A 16,902-nucleotide genomic window follows, 5' to 3' on the forward strand; every position below is an offset into this window, starting at 1 on the left:
TCACACTTCACACTTCACACTTCACACTTCACACTTCACACTTCACACTTCACACTTCACACTCCATTCGGCACCGTATCTTCGCCGAACTTCACCGAACGTGTGGACATTTTTCGCCAGATGGGGCACACTCGCCATTCTTTCAGGGCAGGAGCCGGCATGACGGCCGTTCTCGTCGTTCACGGACCCAATCTGAACCTGCTCGGGCAGCGCGAGCCCGAGGTCTACGGTCAGGACACGCTCGATGACATCAATGCTCGTCTGGCGCGCCTGGCGGTCAGCAACGATATCGACCTGTCAACGTTCCAGTCCAATGCCGAGCACGAGCTCGTCGACCGAATCCAGGCGGCGGCCGCAGACGGCACGGACTGGATCCTGATCAATCCGGCCGCGTTCACGCATACCTCCGTCGCCGTTCGCGATGCGCTGGCGGCGGTCGCCCTGCCTTTCATAGAGATTCACCTGAGCAACCCGCATCGCCGCGAACCGTTTCGGCACCACTCCCATTTCAGCGACCTGGCCGAGGGCCTGGTCGCGGGGCTGGGCGTCGATTCCTACCTGCTGGCGCTGCAGGCTGTCATCAACAAGATCAATGCTTCGGGATAGACCATGGACCTCAGAAAAATCAAGAAACTGATCGAGCTGCTCGAGGAATCGGAGCTCGCCGAGATCGAGATTCACGAAGGCGAGGAATCGGTGCGCCTGATCCGTCACTACTCGCAGCAGGCGGCGCAGACCGCCCAGGCGCCGGTTTCGGCACCGGCACAACAGCAGGCGCCCGCTCCCCAGCCGGCGTCCGCAGAATTGTCGGCCGGGCCACAGCCGCCGTCCGAGTCGGGCGAAACCCTGCCGGAAGGCGAAGTGGTTCGCTCGCCGATGGTCGGCACCTTCTATTCCTCGCCCAACCCCGAGTCGGAGCCGTTCGTGAACGTGGGAAGCAAGGTGGCCTCCGGCGATACGCTCTGCCTGATCGAGGCGATGAAGATGTTCAACCAGATCGAGGCCGAGTTCAGCGGCGAAGTGGTTGCCGTGCTGGTCGAGGACGGCCATCCCGTCGAGTTCGACGAACCCCTGTTCGTGATCCGCAAGGCCTGAGGCATCATGGCACCATTCAAGAAGGTACTCATCGCCAACCGCGGGGAGATCGCGCTGCGCATCCTGCGCGCCTGTCACGCCATGGGCATTCGTACGGTGGCCGTTCACTCCACGGTGGACCGCAATCTCAAGCACGTCGGCATGGCCGACGAGTCGGTCTGCATCGGCCCGGCGCCGGCCAACCAGAGCTATCTGAACGTGCCGGCCATCATCGCGGCCATGGAGGTCACCGACGCCGAAGCCGTTCATCCCGGCTATGGCTTCCTGGCCGAAAACGCCGATTTCGCCGAGCGCGTCGAGGAATCGGGCTTCACCTTTATCGGGCCGCGTGCGGAGACGATCCGCCTGATGGGCGACAAGGTCTCGGCCATCAATGCCATGCACCAGGCCGGCGTACCATGCGTACCCGGGTCCAACGGTCCGCTCAACGAGGACGACCGCCGCTCGCGCAAGCTGGCGGACGAAATCGGCTATCCGGTATTGATCAAGGCCGCCGCCGGTGGCGGGGGTCGAGGCATGCGGGTGGTCGAGGATCCCGACGATCTGATCAGGTCCATCAGCCTCACGCGCCAGGAGGCCAAGAGCGGCTTCGGCGACGCGACGGTCTACATGGAGAAGTTCCTGACCAACCCGCGCCACGTCGAGGTCCAGGTGCTGGCCGACTCGCACGGCAATGCCGTGCACCTGGGTGAGCGTGATTGTTCGATGCAGCGCCGCCACCAGAAAGTCATCGAGGAGGCGCCGGCGCCGGGCATCACCGATGAAGAGCGCGAGCGCATCGGCAAGATCTGCACCGATGCCTGCAAGCGCATCGGCTATCTTGGAGCAGGGACTTTCGAGTTCCTCTACGAGGACGGTGAGTTCTATTTCATCGAGATGAACACCCGCATCCAGGTCGAGCATCCGGTGACCGAGTGCGTGACCGGGCTGGACCTGATTCGGGCCCAGATTCTGGCGGCCGCCGGCGAGCCGCTGCCCTTTCGCCAGGAAGACGTGCATTTCCAGGGGCATGCGATCGAGTGTCGCATCAACGCCGAGGATCCGGAGAAGTTCATTCCGAGGCCGGGTACCATCGAGGCCTTCCACGCGCCTGGCGGGCCGGGCGTTCGGGTGGATTCACACATCTACGACGGCTACAAGGTGCCGCCCAACTATGACTCGATGATCGGCAAGCTGATCACCTTCGGGGAGACGCGCGAGGCGGCCATCGAGCGTATGCGCGTGGCTCTCGACGAAATCGTCCTCAGGGGCGTGGTGACCAATATTCCCCTGCACCAGCGCCTGATGCAGGATTCAAGCTTCCGACAGGGCGGCACCAACATCCACTACCTCGAGAAACTGCTAAAGACGTGATATCCGATCGGGAAGGCTCTAGTGATCGGTAAAACTCGAAATCCGAAATACGAAATACGAAACAAATTCGAAAACCCAAATACGAAACGCGGCGGTCTGAAGTGTTTTGTTTCGAATTTCGTGCTTCGTGCTTCGTGCTTGTTTCGGATTTCGATATTCGTATTTCGAATTTCGACCACCGTGCCGTCTTATCGGCACGGCTCGCCGGATAGCTAGCTCGTAAGAGGCAATGCACCAAAGGCCGCATGTGCCACGAGGTGGCCCAGGCGGTCGAGGTCGGGGATGACCGCTTCTTGACCGTCGATCTCGGCCCAGCCGGCGACTGCAATCGGGTTGGAGTCCGTCGGAATTTCCTCGAGGTTGTCCTCGGTGATCGTTACCAGCCTGGGATGGCCCTGTGTGACGATCGCCATGTAGGGCATGCGGTCGGTGTCGATCAGGGTCTTGAGGATGCAGATGCGTGCGCCGTCGAGGTCCTCTCCATCGGATTTCTCGATCAGGCGCGAGTAGCTGATCACCGGCACCTGCCAGCCGTGCCAGAGGATGGTGCCCAGCACCCAGTCGACGGCCTCGGGAATCGGGTCGGGTTCGGAAAACCCGACCATTTCGGCCACGGTGGCGTTGGGCAGCAACAATTCGACGCCGGTTACGGGAACCAATACGCTGCGAATTTCGGTTTCGGACATGGCTGATCTTATCCTTGGGGCACGGGCATGCGGAGCCGACCGAAGACTTCCTCGATGAGATCGCCTTCCTGGTAAGGCTTGGTCAGGTAACCGTCGACGCCCAGTTGCTTGGCGTGCTGACGGTGCTTCTCGCCGCTACGCGAGGTGATCATCACCATCGGCACATCCTTCAGGCGCGGATCGTTGCGCACATGAGTGGCAAGCTCGTAACCGTCCATGCGCGGCATCTCGATATCGAGCAGGATCAGGTCCGGTACGCGTTCGAACATGGATTCCACGGCATCCAGCCCGTCGCGGGCGGTGACCACCTCGAGCCCACGGTGTTCGAGCACGCGGGCCGTCACGCGGCGCATGGTAATGGAGTCGTCGACCACCATGACCAGCGGCGTGCGCTTGATTTCTTCGGCGCGTTCGGCGCGTTCGTACTCGGCTTCGTGACCGGGCAGCAGGTTCTTGTCGAAGGCGCGGCGAATCAGCGGGCCCATGTCGAGGATGGGCACCACCTGGCCGTCACCGGTGATGGTGCCGCCGAGGATGCCGGTGATCGAGCTGACCTGCGGGCCGACGGGCTTGATCACGATTTCACGATGCCCCTGCAGCTCGCTGACTCGTAGCGCGGCCCGGTGTTCTCCGGACTCGATCATCAGCAGCGACAGTGTGCCTTCGGGGTGTTCCTCGACATCAAAGCCGAGCTGGGTCTCCAGTTCGAGCAGCGGATACTCCTCGCCGGCGTATTCCTGGTGCGGGTCGCTGGAGTGAACCTGGCGCTCCCACTCGGAACCGAGCATGCGTGTCACGCCGCGCACGGCCTGTAGCGGAATGGCGAACTGCCGGTCGGACACGCGCACCATGATGGCCTGCATGACCGTCAGCGACAGCGGAATGCGGATGGTAAACAGCGCACCCTTGCCGGCTTCCGAGTCGGCGCGTACGCTGCCGCCGATCTGTCGAACCTCGTTGGCAACTACGTCCATGCCGATGCCCCGGCCGGCCAGTTCGCTGACCTGATCGGCGGTACTGAATCCGGGGCGGAAGATCAACTGGGCGAGTTCGCGATCGTTGGCACCGTCTGGATCGTCCAGCAAATTCTGATCGATGCCGCGTTGCCGGATGGCGTCGAGGTTGAGTCCGGCGCCGTCGTCGCTCACGCGCAGGACCAGTTCGGTGGCCTCGCGGCTGACATCGATATGGATGGAACCGGTCTCGGGTTTGCCGGCCTGGCGCCGTTGTTCGGGTGATTCGATCCCGTGCGAGACGGAATTGCGCAATAGGTGCTCCAGCGGCGCGGTAATGCGGTCGAGTACCGAACGGTCGAGTTGGCCGTCGCCCTCGATGTCGACCTCCAGGTGTGCCTGTTTTTCGAGATCGCGCGCGGCGTTGCGAACGACGCGACGGAAGCGCGGCAGCAAGGTGTTGAAGCCCACCATGCGGGCCTGCATCAGGCCTTCCTGCAATTCCGTGTTCACGCGCGATTGCTGCATCAGCAGCGTTTCTGACTGGCGCGTGGCGTCGTCGAGGATGCTGGTCAGACTGGTGAGGTCGTTGACGGACTCGCCCAGCGCCCGCGACAGCTGCTGGATGGTGGAATAGCGGTCGAGTTCGAGCGGGTCGAAGGCTTCGTCGGCCGGGCCGTGCTCGCGTTCGTAGCGCGCCAGGATCTGGGCTTCCGTTTCGATCTCGAGTTTCCGCAGCTGGTCACGCAGGCGGATGACCGTCTCGTCGACTTCGGCCACGTTGTTGCGAAAGACGTTGACCTGCTCTTCCAGGCGCGAACGGAAGATGCTGATCTCGCCGGCGAAGTTGACGAGATCGTCGACCAGATTGGCGGGCACACGCAGCGTTTCCGTGCGAGCGACCTGGGTTTCTTCCGCCTCTTCGGTCGCAGCCTGGTCTTCCTCCGCCAGCTCCGGCAGGATCTCGGTTTCCTCGAGTTCCTCGACCTGTTCCGGGAAGAGGCCGCCGCTGGGCCGCTCGGGCATCGGTTCGCGCTTTTCGACGGCCTCGACCATGCCATGCAGGTGATCGCAGCCGGCCTCGAGTGCATCGATCCGTTCGGGCGTCGTGCGATGGATGCCGGCGGCGATGCCTTCCAGCAGTTCTTCCATGACGTGGGCCACCGAGCCGATGGCGTCGAGCCCGACCATGCGCGAACTGCCCTTGATGGTGTGCAGGTCGCGCTGGAGGCTGGTGACCAGCGCCTTGTCTTCCGGTGACTCGCGCCACTGCTGAAGTGCATCGTCGGCGTGCTCGAGCACTTCCCCGGCTTCTTCCAGGAAAGCTTCCAGCAGATCCTCGTCGAGATCGGCGTAGAGTTCCTCTGCTGCTTGTTCGGGTTCAGGCTCGGGTTCGGGCTCGGTTTCAATCTCGGGCTCGGGTTCTGCCTCTGCCTCGAATTCCGCTTCGCTCTCGGTCGTTTCGGGCTCGGCCTCCGGTGCTGACGCTTCAGCTTCGGGCCCGGCTTCTTCGGCCGCTGCCTCTTCCGGAACGACATCGGTCGAAGCTGTCTCTTCGAATTCCGTCTCGTCCTCAATCTCGGCTTCCGGCTCCGTGTCGGATTCCCGTTCGGCGCCCTCGGAAGCTTCGGGTGCGAGCTCTTCGTCGGCCTCCGCGTCCTCGTCGGCCAATGCTTCGGCCGCTTCGTCAATCGCTTCCGAAGCCACTTCATCCAGTCCGAATATATCGTCCTCGTCGCTTTCGTCGCCCGGTTCCTCGGAGTCCGAGCTGAACACGGGTTCCTCGTCGGTCGACGGCTCGGTCGTCTCCTCAGCCGTCTCCTCGGCCGGTTCCGGGGCTCCCTCTTCGGAGAACCCGGCGGCCGGTGAGAACGGCTCAACCTCGGTGCGGTCACGATAGGCCAGGCCGTGCAGGCGGCGCAGTTCGGATGACAATTCACCGGTCTCGAACTCTTCGTCTTCGACGGACTCGCCCTGCAGGCGACCCAGTCGTTTGTGGAACAGCTCCTGGCACTCGAGAATCACTTTCAGACCCGCCTCGTCCGGCGCCTCGCCGGAATGGGCGAGTTCCTCGAGATATTGCTCTAAGATTTGGGCCGTGTCTTTTTCATTGCCGATTGGCGCCAGGCGCATGGTGCCTTTCATGGTGTGAACGGCCCGGACCAGCTGATCGTCGATGGGCCGTGGCATGTCGGCTTCCTGAGTCCGGTCGACCCATTGATCGAGTGTCTCGAGGTTCTCCGAGAGTTCCTTGACCATCAGCTCGATCATGGTCGGGTCGAGGCCCTCCAACTCCGCGTTTTCGGCAACCGTGGCCGCCGCGGCAGGCGAGACCTCGCCGGAAGCGACCTGTTCGACGTTCTGCGCGAGCTCTGCGCAGGCGGCTTCGTCGTATTCCTGCTCTCCCTGTCCGCTGAGGCGGGCGCGCATGCTCGGCAACATGCGCACGGCCGACTCGACCAATTCCATCACGCCCGGTTCGGGGCTTACCTGGCCTTCGATGACGCGGTTCATCAAATTCTCGATCTGCCAGGAGAATTCGCCGATCTCATCGGCGCCCGCCATCCGGCCCGAACCCTTCAGGGAATGGAAGGAGCGGCGAATGGTCGTGAGGACATCGTTGTTGTCGGGCTCTTCGCGCCACTCCGGCAGCGTGGCCTGTAGCGTTTCGAGCTCCTGGTCGAACTCTTCCAGGAAGATTTCGACGATATCGAAATCGTCCATGCCACCCATCGTGGCGAGCGCGTCTTCAGGCGGCGTCTCCGCGGTCTCCCCGGTTTCGGCTTCGATGCTTTCCCGCGTTTCCCCGTCAGGCGACTCGGTGGCTTCTTCCGCTGTTTCTTCGGGCTGGGCGCCCGGCTCCTCGTCCATTTCGAAGTCGGTTTCGAATTCGAGTTCCTCTTCGGTGTCGCCAGCCAGTGCTTCAGTCGCTTCCGTTTCTTCCGTCGCCGCTTGCTCGGCGGCCGCTTCTTCGTCCAGCGGGGCTTCGAACTCGGCTTCAGCGCCAGGCTCGGCCGTCGGGCCTGCCTCGACCTCGGCGCTGCCCGGCCAGTAGCCCAGTTCTTCGAGCTTCTGGCGCGTGTTGGCGAAATACTGGCGCCCCTTTTCGTCGAGCCTTGTCTGGGCGTCGAAGTAGAACTCGGAGACGGTCAAGGCTTCGGCCAGGGTTTCGAGCCGCTCTTCGGATGGCTGGTCACTGTCGATCAACTGATCGTCGATCAGGTGCGTCGCGGCCACCAGCATGGCCGCGCCGTCTTCGAGTTCGGCCATGTAGAGCACGTGGCCGATCCGGTCGAGCATTTCGTGTGCTTCGCCGGCGGCATCGGGCTCAGCCTTGCCGCGATTGACGGCGTCGAGCAGGCTCTTGGCGTGGGAAAGATCTTCACCGGCCTCGTGGAAAACCTGTCGCAACACGCGGCGCCACTCCGAGGGCGGTAGCAGCGTACCCGTGTCTTCTTCGTCTTCGCCGCCGGCTTCGGCCTCGATGACGTCCTGGTTCTCTTCCAGTTGCGATTCGACGATAAGCAACTCGCGAGCGACCGACAGCAATGCGGGATCTTCCGGATCGGAACCCAGGTCGGCCAGGCGATCAGCCTGGGCGTGAATGCGCCGGGCCAGGTTGTCGAGGCCGAGCATGGCCAGCGACTCGCCCACCGAGCCGAGCAGTTCGGTCTGCTTTTCCAGCAGGTCGGGATCGGCCGATCCTTCCAGCTGCGTGCCGAGCGTGTCCTTGATCTGTGCCAGGTCTTCGCGGGCGGCCTGGGTGACGGCGGCGAACAGGCCGCGGTTCTTTCCCGCCAGGAAAGCGCGCGACTGCCCGGTTGCATCCGGGGCGTACTCGTCGAGCCGGAATGCGTCATAGGCTTGCACGGCCAGGTCGTTGGCCGGACGGTGCATCACCAGGTTGAACAGGAAGCTGCGACAGAGGTCGTCGGCCGTTTCATCGATGTCGGTGCCGCCGTCGGCTAGCGTCTTGAGCAGGGCGTCGAGGCGCGCGTAAAGGCGGGCCATCGTCGGATTGCTCTCGAGCTCGCCGGCCTGCAGCGAGGCGGAAACGGCGGCTGCGGCCCAGCCGGTTCGGCGGGCGGAAGCGGGCAGGTCGGGGTTGTCGCGCATGGCAAGGCCAATGCGCGTGAGTTCGGCGAGTGCGTCCTCGTCGTCGTTGTTGACCAGGAATTTGCCCAGGGCTTGCTGAAAGCTCCGGCGCAGACCGGCGGTGGGTGGTGTTTCACCGCCCTCGGGAAGCACTACATGCTCGAGCTGCGGGCGGAAGAACTCCGACTCGTCAAGCGGTGTGGCGCCGACGACGGCACGCAGGTTATTGATGGTCGGCAGCAGAACCAGCGGTGCGTCGCGCTGGGTGCTTTCGAGATAGTCGAGGTAGTCGGGCAGGACGGCCGTCGCTTCCATGAGCGCGTTGAGCGCCTCTTCTTCGCGTCCGAAGTCGTCCTTGCGCAGGGCCTCGAGCACTTCGACCATGGCGTCGCCGAGCAGATCCCCGCTTTCGAACTCCAGCACCGACAGGCTGCCGGCAATGCGCCGACTGGCCTCGATCGCGCTGTCGAGGTCGGCCGGATCGCGGTCGGTTCCGGCCTCGCTCCATTGCTCGATCGACTGGAGAATTTCCTGGCCGAGTTCGTCGATCAGCGGGCGGGTCCACTGCAGGGACTGGTTGGTACTCGAGCTGCTCATGTCGACAAGTTGTTCAGCGGGCTACAACGCATGTCATTCGGCCTCCGGGGGTTGCCGTCACGGCGGTGGGCGCTGGACGCTCCGACCACCGGCGGTCGTTCAGTCCTCGTCTTCGGGCAGCTTGAAGTCGGCCACCGAATCGCGCAAATCGCGCACCAGATCGGCGAGGTTGGCCACCGACTTGGCGGTCTGGCCGGTCCCTTCCGTTGTCTGGATGGAAATGTCGCGAATCGAGTTCATCATCTCGGCGATGCGCGTGGCGTTCTTCGACTCCGTCTGGGCCTGCTTGGAGATTTCGGCAATCAGACCGGCGAGGTCGTTCGACACGTTCTCGATGGACTCCAGCGCTTCACCGGCGTCCTCGGCCAGGCGCGCGCCGGAAACCACCTGGGAAGTCGTCTGTTCCATCGAGGTGACGGCCTCGGAGGTGTCGGCCTGAATCGTCTGCACCAGGGCCTCGATTCGGCGCGTCGCATTGGTGGCGCGTTCGGCCAGGCGCTGGACCTCGTCGGCCACGACCGCGAACCCGCGTCCCGCACCGCCGGCCGAAGCGGCCTGAATGGCGGCGTTGAGGGCGAGTACGTTGGTCTGTTCGGAAATGCCGTTAATCAGCTCGACGATGTCTCCAATCTCCTGCGAGGACTCACCCAGACGCTTGATTCGCTTGGAAGTTTCCTGGATCTGGTCACGAATGCTGTCCATGCCCGTGATCGTCTGCCGCACCATGTCGGCGCCGCGGTTGGCGATCTCGACCGAGTTTTGCGCGACATCGGCCGACTCGCTCGAGCGCTTGGCCATGTCGTCGAAGGACTGGGCCATTTCGTTGATCGTTTCGGTCGCCGAGCGAATTTCCTGGGCCTGGTGTTCGCTGGCCTCGGCCAGCTGGGTGGTCGTCGCCCGCGTTTCCTGGGCCTGGGCGGCCACCTGCTGCGCCGTGGTGTTGACGCCCGAGACCAGGTCGCGAAGGGCCTCCACGGCGTAGTTGACCGAGTCGGCGATTGCGCCCGTGACGTCTTCGGTCACGGTTGCCTGTACGGTCAGGTCACCATCGGCGAGCGAGGACATTTCGTCGAGCAGGCGCAGGATGGCTTCCTGGTTTCGCTGGTTGACCTCGGCGGTTCGCCTGGCCGCGCGGCGCTGCTGGAAGTAGGCGCTGGCACCGATCATGAACAGGATGAATAGGGCGGCGGCGGCAATGATCAGCCCGGCCAGCAGGGAGGGCCAGATGACGCCTTCACCCAGGTTGGCGTAGTCGTCGGCCAGCTCGCGCGCCTGGTCGGTGAGGTCCTGCGAGTCGAGGAAGATCTCGTCGGAGGCTTCGCGTACCTCGAACAGATCGGTCGAGGCGGTCAGGATGGTGTCGACGTCGTAGCGCACTTCCTCGAAGATCGGCACCACGTCGGCCAGGGCCTCCATCACGGTACTGTTGCGTACCGCCTGAAGGCCGAGTTCTTCATCGCCGTTGATCAGGCCTTCGAGTACACGGTTGAAAAGGCTGGCGTCGCGGCTGAACTGGTCGGCAGCCGTGATCGACCCCTGGCCGCCGTCGAGGATCGTGTTGACGCGCCGCAGCATGCGGTCGGCGAGGGCGAGTTGCCGGCTGGCGACGTAAACCTGGACGCTGGGCGCGCCGGTTTCGATCATGCGCCGGACGACTTCGTCGGCCTGGGCCTGAAGGCGCGGAATGTTGCTCGAGAAGGCCTGCGCGGACTCGGCAAGCTGGACCACCAGGTCGGAACGGTCAAGGATGCTCGTGGCGTTGTCGTCGATGCCCGACCAGATTTCCTCGAGCGTCGACAGCGGCGCGTCGACCCGGTCGGGCGACGGCGGCAGCCCGGATTCCGGATTGCCGTCGCGCAACTGATTGATCGATTCATCGATGGTATTGCGCGTGGTGCCCAGTTCGTCGAAGGCCTCGAAGTTACCGACGGCGGCTTCACCGGCTGCCTTTGCAAGCTGCTGGGCGCGCACCTGGATTTCGGTCGTCAGCCCGAGATACTGGGTTTCCTGAACGTTGCGCTGGTTGAGCAGATAGAAATTGTAGGCCACCAGGCCCAGCAGGAGCACCAGCAGGATGAACAGCAGCGACTGTGTGCGAGAAAGTCGCTGCTGTGTTGTTTGTGTCGCGACGCTACTCATGCCTTCACCTCATTGTTGAATACTTCGGAGCACCCGGTAGCCACGCCCTGAGACCGGATGCCGTCTCCATCTGCTGCGGTTCGAATCAATGCCCGTATGCTTTGTCGGTGCGAAATGTGTTGGAAATTTTCTTGCACTTTATCCGTCCCCTGGATTCAGTCTTCTCGGGCGCCGTTGATGAATTCCTGGTTGCGTTGGAGCTTGTCGATCCTGAGCACACCCCAGGTTCGTTCGCTGGTTTCGAACTGTTGCGAGACCAGCCCGGAAAGCGGCGTATCGTTCCAGTCGGCTTCGTCTTTGCGATCGTCGGTGTGGAAGTGGCGCTGGCCGAAGACCTCGTCGACGACCAGCCCGGCCAATCGGCCTTGCATGCGGGTAATGATCAACCGCGTGCGGTTGGTTACGGGCGTGCGGCTGCCGAACAGATACCAGCCGAGATCCGAGACCGGCGCAAGGTTGCCGCGAACGTTCGCGATGCCCAGCAACCAGTCCTTCGCGCCAGGGAGGGCGGTATACGGTGGAAAAGCGATGATCTCCTCGACCTGGTCGATCCGGCAGGTCAGATAGTAATCACCCAGACGGAAGACGACGCCGTCCCAGTTACTGATCTGCTGCTGGCGGGCTGCTTCACCGACATCGTGCTCGAGACTGCGCTTTTCATATTCGGCCAGCCGCGCAAACAGCGAAAGGCGGCCGGATCCGGTAGCAGTCGCGAGTTGCTGGTCCCCTTGCATCGTCCCTCTCGAATCTCCTCTGACGGCCACCGTCAGGCCGCTTTGGTCCGTTCGCGCTGCTGGCGCACGGCCGCAAGCAGCTCGTCGCGCGTGAATGGCTTGGTCAGGTAGTGATCGGATCCGACGATACGCCCCCTTGCCTTGTCGAACAGACCGTCCTTGCTGGTCAGCATGACCACGGGCACGTTCTTGAAACGCGCGTTGTTCTTGATGATGGCGCAGGTCTGGTAGCCGTCCAGCCGTGGCATCATGATGTCCACGAAAATCAGATCGGGTTCGTGCTTGTGGATCAGCGCCAGCGCCTCGAAGCCGTCGTTGGCCGTGATAACCTCACAGCCTTCCTTGCTGAGCATGGTCTCGGCCGAACGACGAATGGTCCGACTGTCGTCGATCAGCATGATCTTTAGACCGCTCAGATCGGTCGCTCCGTTATCCCCGCTGTCCGTGTTCTGATCTGCGCTCATTGTCTACCCGATGCTGCTGGCGTAATACACCCTAAGACCCTATCGACCTAGGTTAGTCTATCTTTGACGGATTTGCCAATCCAGTAGAATTGTGTCACAGAAGTCCATGGGAATACAGATATTTCTCCAATCCCCGGACGCCGATCAATGCCCCTGGTGCAAGCCAGTCTGACCCAATGGAGCCTGCATGCGCAAGAATCTCGTCGTGGTGATGGATGACATTGCCGCCATCAAGGTCGTCAAGGACACCACATTCGCGATGCTGCTCGAGGGTCAGCGCCGCGGCTACCAGATGTGGTATCTCGGTGACACCGATTTGTATCTCGACGGTGCCCGGGCCTGCGCGCGCATGCGCTCGATTCGGGTTCAGGACGATGCCGGCGACTGGTACCAACTGGGCGAGACGGCCGACCGGCCGCTGGGTGACGACGACCTGGTCCTGATGCGCGCCGACCCGCCCGTGGACAACAACTACCTGATGGCCACTTACCTGCTCGAGCTGGCTGAAACGGCCGGCGCCCGGGTGGTCAATCGGCCCCAGTCGCTGCGGGATTTCAACGAGAAACTGGCCATCGCGCGTTTTCCGGAGCTGATTCCCGAAACCGTCGTCAGTGCTGACGCGACCAGGTTGCGCGATTTTGTCCAGGGAGCGGACCGGGCCGTGCTCAAGCCGCTCGACGGCATGGGCGGCAAGAGTATTTTTCTGCTCGAGCGCGACGACCGCAATCTCAACGTCGTCATCGAAACGCTGACCGACAACGGGCAGCGGCTGGCAATGGCGCAGGAATACCTGCCGGCCATTTCCGAGGGCGACAAGCGCATCCTGCTTGTCCATGGTCGGCCGGTCGACAAACTGCTGGCGCGTATTCCCGGCCAGGACGACTTTCGCGGCAACCTGGCGCGCGGCGGGCGTGGCGAAGGCCGGCCGCTGGGCGATGCCGACCGCGCCATCGCCGAGGCGGTGGGGCCGGTACTGCTCGAGTACGGCATCGAGTTCGCCGGGCTCGATGTCATCGGCGACCGCCTGACGGAGGTCAATGTCACCTCACCGACCTGTGTGCGGGAACTGGATGCGCAGTTCGGGATCAACATCAGTAGTGATCTCTTCGATGCAGTCGACCCATGAGAACAGCGCGGCCAGCCGCACGCGGTAGCGACTCGCTGGCCATCGCCGTGGCGCTGGCCGTCGGGCTGCATGCGGCCCTGATCGGCCTGGTGCATTTCGAGTTTCTCGGCTCGCGACCCGACGATGTGCCTAGCAGTCTGGACGTTGTCATGGTCGATTTCGCCACCGAGAAGGCGCCCGAGGAGGCCGATTTCCTGGCTCAGGCGACACAGCGCGGCGGCGGCACGGCCGAGGAAGTCGATCGGCCGGCCGAGCCGGTGGCCACCAGCCCCGAAGAGACGGTTGCGCCGCTGGAGCAGGAGGCCACCGATGCCGCCGAACGAGAGCAGCCCGAACAGGTTGACGAAATCGTCCGGGTCGAAGGCGATGAGCCCGCGCCGGCGAAGCGTGAGGAAACCGAGGTGGATCCGGACGTGGAAGTGTCGACCAGCGAAATCATCGAGCAGTCGCATACGATGGCGCGTACGTCCACCGAGCGGCTCAGCGACGCCGCCGACTATCCCGAGCGACCCCGTCGGAAGTTCGTCTCGGCGAATACCCGCGAGCACCTCTATGCCGGCTACATGCGTTCCTGGGTCTCAAAGGTCGAGCGCGTGGGGAATGTCAATTATCCCGAGCGGGCCCGGCGCGAGAATCTGTCGGGTGCGCTCGTGCTCAGCGTCGATGTGTTCGAGGACGGCAGTGTCGGGCGAATCCGGGTACTGCAGTCATCCGGGCACGATGTGCTCGATGAAGCCGCCGTGCGTATCGTCCGGCTGTCCGCGCCTTTCTCGCCGCTGCCTGAAGAGATTCGGCGCGAGGTGGACGTGTTGACCATCACGCGGACCTGGCAGTTTTCCGGTTCGGGTGTGTTGCGCAGTGGTTGATTTCCGGATCGTCCCCATATCTGCCGGCGGGACCGCTGATAGAATGAAACCGTGAGTTATCTGGAGCATCAATTTCTGATCGCCATGCCCGGCATGGAAGACCCCAATTTCATGCGCGGGGTGACGCTGCTTTGCCAGCATAACGACGAGGGCGCCCTGGGCATCACCGTCAACCGCCAGTCCGAGTATGTCCTCGAGGATGTGCTCGAACAGCTGGATCTGGAATGCAGTGATGAGCGCATCGCCACGATGCCCGTCTACGTCGGCGGCCCGGTTCATCCCGAGCGTGGCTTCGTGCTGCACAGCGGTGACCGAAGCTGGGAGGCGACGGTCGAAGTCGGCGACGGCATCAGCGTGACGACTTCACGCGACGTCCTCGAAGCCATCGCTTACGGCGAGGGACCGGAGAAATTCCTGGTTGCACTCGGCTATGCCGGCTGGGAGCCCGGTCAGCTCGAGGAGGAGATGCGCGAAAACGCCTGGTTGAACGTGATGGCCTCGGCCGAGATCATCTTCGACCTGCCCGTCGATGATCGCTGGGAACAGGCCGTTTCACGACTCGGCATCGACGTGGCCACCCTGCAACCGGCGGGCGGGCATGCCTGAAGCGGCCGGTGCGCTGCTGGGCATCGATTTCGGAGAGCGCACCGTGGGATTGGCGATTGGGCACAGGTTGACCGGCTCGGCCCGCCCCCTCGATCCGATTCGCTACCGCGACAGCGAAAGCCTGATGACCGGTCTCGACAGCGTCATGCGCCAGTGGCGGCCGTCCTTGATCGTCATCGGCCTGCCGCTGGCCGGCGACGGCAGCGAATCGGACATGAGTCGTCGCGTGCGCGATTTCGCCGACCGGCTGGAAAATCAGCAGCCGGGCATCGATATCCGCTTCCAGGACGAGCGGTTGAGCTCACATGCCGCCGCCGAGCGTCACGCCAGCCGCCGCCAGCAGGGGCGGGCGAAACGCAGCGATGCCAAACGGCTCGACAGCGTGGCCGCAGCGGTGATCCTGGAATCCTGGATGGGGGAGAATTCGTGAACGAGCGACACCTTCTCGATATCGACCGGCTCGCCGACGACGACATCGAACACATTCTCAACCGGGCCTGCGGGTTGGCCGCCGGTGGTGACGCGGCGGCCATAAAAGCCACCGTCGCCAACCTGTTCTACGAGCCGAGCACACGTACGCGCGTGTCCTTCGAACTGGCCGCCGGCCGCCTGGGTATGCGAGTGGTCAATATCGAACTCGATCATTCCTCGGCCACCAAGGGCGAGACGCTGGAGGACACCGCGGCCACGCTGGCGGCCATGGGCGTGGACGGCGTGGTTCTGCGCCATCCCGAAAGCCATCGTGTCAGTCAACTGGCCGACGTCGTCTCCGGTCTGCGGTTGATCAATGCCGGCGACGGGACCCACGCCCATCCCAGCCAGGCGCTGCTGGATGCGGCCGTGCTGCGGGCGCGTGGGGTCGATTTCTCCGGGCTGAAGCTGGCTGTCGTCGGCGATATCCGCCATTCGCGCGTGGCCGGCTCCGGCATACGGCTGTGGCAGCGTCTCGGCGTGTCCGAGATCCGCCTGGCCGGCCCGGATTCCCTGCTGCCGGCCAACCCCCCGGTGCCGTCGGCGAGCCTGCACGACAACCTGGCCGATGCCGTGCGCGGGGCCGATGTGGTGATGATGCTGCGCGTCCAGCACGAGCGCATGGACCGCGCCGGCTGGCCCGACCGGGAAAGCTACTTTGCCGACTGGGGGCTGAAGGAGGACGACCTCGCCGATGCCGCGCCGGGCTGCCTGGTCATGCATCCGGGGCCGATCAATCGCGGCATGGAAATCGACGCGACCGTGGCCGACGGTGAACGCTCACTGATCCTGGAGCAGGTCAGGATGGGGGTGTTTGCGAGGATGGCGATCTTCGAATGGCTCTTTGGAGAATGACCAATTACCAAACTCCAATTTTCAAACAATTTTCAATTTTCAATGACCGAATGACCCAAGCGGGGTGCCCATGCTGGTGCTAAGGGGTTTGATCATTGGGTCATTCGAACATTAGGTTCTTGTTTGAAAATTGGTGCTTGGAATTTGATCATTGCTGGTCCTCCAGCTGCTTCTCCAACGCCTCGAGCTTCTCCCTGGTGCGAAGAAGCACCTTCTTCTGAATCTCGAATTCCTCGCGCGTGACCAGGTCCATGCGGTCGAAGGCGGATTCGAGCACGGCGCGGAACTGTTCTTCCAGTTCGGCCCGGGCGGTTCGCACTTCCCGGGGCACGGCCGCGGCCAGCTTGCGGGTGATTTCGTCGAGGGTCTGAAAGTCGGGGCGCATGAGATGTCTCGAAGGGGATTGACCAGAGACCGGAGATTATCGCAGATGGCAGATGGACGCGGATTCCTGTTCCGGTATCATCCGCGTTAATCTGCGGTTGCAATTCACGGGTGAGCCATTCATGAAACTGATTACCGCCATTATCAAGCCCTTCAAGCTCGACGACGTGCGCGACGCGCTCGGCGAGGTGGGCGTGACCGGCATGACGGTGTCCGAGGTCAAGGGCTTCGGGCGTCAGAAGGGGCATACCGAGCTCTACCGCGGGGCCGAGTACGTGGTCGACTTCCTGCCCAAGCTCAAGCTCGAGATCGCCGTGCCCGACGACGATGCCGAGCGGGTGGTCGAGACCATCGTCGAGACCGCTTCGTCCGGTCGTATCGGCGACGGCAAGATCTTCGTCACCGACGTCGAGCGTACCGTGCGCATCCGCACCGGCGAAGAAGGTGACGACGCGCTTTAGAGCGCGCCCCACCGCAT

15 protein-coding genes are annotated in these 16,902 nt (G+C 63.2%); 9 read left to right on the forward strand and 6 right to left on the reverse strand.

Translation table 11 applies throughout. The annotated features are described in order from the left end of the window. Positions 1-159 precede the first annotated feature (159 nt). Genes aroQ through accC form a run of 3 tightly spaced genes read left to right on the forward strand, consistent with a single transcriptional unit; the run spans position 160 to position 2,448 of the window. Positions 160-606, forward strand: a complete 447-nt coding sequence (aroQ, locus tag DZK26_RS01200; protein WP_116897092.1) for a type II 3-dehydroquinate dehydratase — start codon at positions 160-162, stop codon at positions 604-606. Between the two features lie 3 nt (positions 607-609). Next, on the forward strand, positions 610-1,095 hold the full coding sequence (gene accB, locus DZK26_RS01205) for an acetyl-CoA carboxylase biotin carboxyl carrier protein (RefSeq protein ID WP_116897093.1): 486 nt from the start codon (positions 610-612) through the stop codon (positions 1,093-1,095). 6 nt (positions 1,096-1,101) lie between these two features. Beyond that, positions 1,102-2,448: an acetyl-CoA carboxylase biotin carboxylase subunit gene (gene accC / locus DZK26_RS01210; RefSeq protein ID WP_116897094.1), complete on the forward strand. Its 1,347-nt coding sequence runs from the start codon at positions 1,102-1,104 to the stop codon at positions 2,446-2,448. A 212-nt stretch (positions 2,449-2,660) separates the two neighbouring features. Here the strand turns inward: accC and DZK26_RS01215 are convergent, their stop codons facing one another. The 5 genes from DZK26_RS01215 to DZK26_RS01235 form a co-directional block, all read right to left on the reverse strand. After that, complete coding sequence (locus DZK26_RS01215; RefSeq protein WP_116897095.1) at positions 2,661-3,134, reverse strand: chemotaxis protein CheW; 474 nt, start codon at positions 3,132-3,134, stop codon at positions 2,661-2,663. An 8-nt stretch (positions 3,135-3,142) separates the two neighbouring features. Further along, positions 3,143-8,779, reverse strand: coding sequence for an Hpt domain-containing protein (locus DZK26_RS01220; RefSeq protein ID WP_116897096.1), 5,637 nt, complete (start codon positions 8,777-8,779; stop codon positions 3,143-3,145). 99 nt (positions 8,780-8,878) lie between these two features. Then, positions 8,879-10,918, reverse strand: coding sequence for a methyl-accepting chemotaxis protein (locus tag DZK26_RS01225; RefSeq protein WP_116897097.1), 2,040 nt, complete (start codon positions 10,916-10,918; stop codon positions 8,879-8,881). A gap of 155 nt (positions 10,919-11,073) precedes the next feature. Then, positions 11,074-11,652 carry a chemotaxis protein CheW gene (locus tag DZK26_RS01230; RefSeq protein ID WP_116897098.1) on the reverse strand — a complete coding sequence of 193 codons (579 nt, stop codon included), beginning with the start codon at positions 11,650-11,652 and terminating at the stop codon, positions 11,074-11,076. A 32-nt stretch (positions 11,653-11,684) separates the two neighbouring features. Then, positions 11,685-12,116: a PleD family two-component system response regulator gene (locus DZK26_RS01235; protein WP_116897099.1), complete on the reverse strand. Its 432-nt coding sequence runs from the start codon at positions 12,114-12,116 to the stop codon at positions 11,685-11,687. Positions 12,117-12,303: 187 nt separating this feature from the next. Here DZK26_RS01235 and gshB point away from each other — a divergent pair, with 187 nt between their 5' ends. From gshB to DZK26_RS01260, 5 genes are all read left to right on the forward strand, one after another. Next, a complete protein-coding gene (gshB, locus tag DZK26_RS01240) occupies positions 12,304-13,242 on the forward strand; it encodes a glutathione synthase (RefSeq protein ID WP_116897100.1) in 939 nt (312 codons plus the stop codon). Beyond that, complete coding sequence (locus DZK26_RS01245) at positions 13,239-14,108, forward strand: energy transducer TonB (RefSeq protein ID WP_116897101.1); 870 nt, start codon at positions 13,239-13,241, stop codon at positions 14,106-14,108. The genes gshB and DZK26_RS01245 overlap by 4 nt, the downstream gene beginning before the upstream one ends. An 84-nt stretch (positions 14,109-14,192) precedes the next feature. After that, positions 14,193-14,714, forward strand: coding sequence for a YqgE/AlgH family protein (locus tag DZK26_RS01250; protein WP_116897291.1), 522 nt, complete (start codon positions 14,193-14,195; stop codon positions 14,712-14,714). Continuing rightward, a complete protein-coding gene (ruvX, locus tag DZK26_RS01255; protein ID WP_181918255.1) occupies positions 14,707-15,144 on the forward strand; it encodes a Holliday junction resolvase RuvX in 438 nt (145 codons plus the stop codon). Before DZK26_RS01250 ends, ruvX begins: the two co-directional genes overlap by 8 nt. Beyond that, on the forward strand, positions 15,141-16,040 hold the full coding sequence (locus DZK26_RS01260; RefSeq protein ID WP_116897103.1) for an aspartate carbamoyltransferase catalytic subunit: 900 nt from the start codon (positions 15,141-15,143) through the stop codon (positions 16,038-16,040). The genes ruvX and DZK26_RS01260 overlap by 4 nt, the downstream gene beginning before the upstream one ends. A 148-nt stretch (positions 16,041-16,188) precedes the next feature. On the opposite strand, the gene DZK26_RS01265 is transcribed toward DZK26_RS01260, so the two are convergent. Then, positions 16,189-16,425: an accessory factor UbiK family protein gene (locus DZK26_RS01265; RefSeq protein WP_116897104.1), complete on the reverse strand. Its 237-nt coding sequence runs from the start codon at positions 16,423-16,425 to the stop codon at positions 16,189-16,191. A gap of 121 nt (positions 16,426-16,546) precedes the next feature. Here DZK26_RS01265 and DZK26_RS01270 point away from each other — a divergent pair, with 121 nt between their 5' ends. Further along, positions 16,547-16,885: a P-II family nitrogen regulator gene (locus DZK26_RS01270; RefSeq protein ID WP_116897292.1), complete on the forward strand. Its 339-nt coding sequence runs from the start codon at positions 16,547-16,549 to the stop codon at positions 16,883-16,885. Positions 16,886-16,902: the final 17 nt, after the last annotated feature.

The sequence above is a fragment of the Wenzhouxiangella sp. 15190 genome, assembly GCF_003417465.1.
Taxonomy (GTDB): domain Bacteria; phylum Pseudomonadota; class Gammaproteobacteria; order Xanthomonadales; family Wenzhouxiangellaceae; genus Wenzhouxiangella.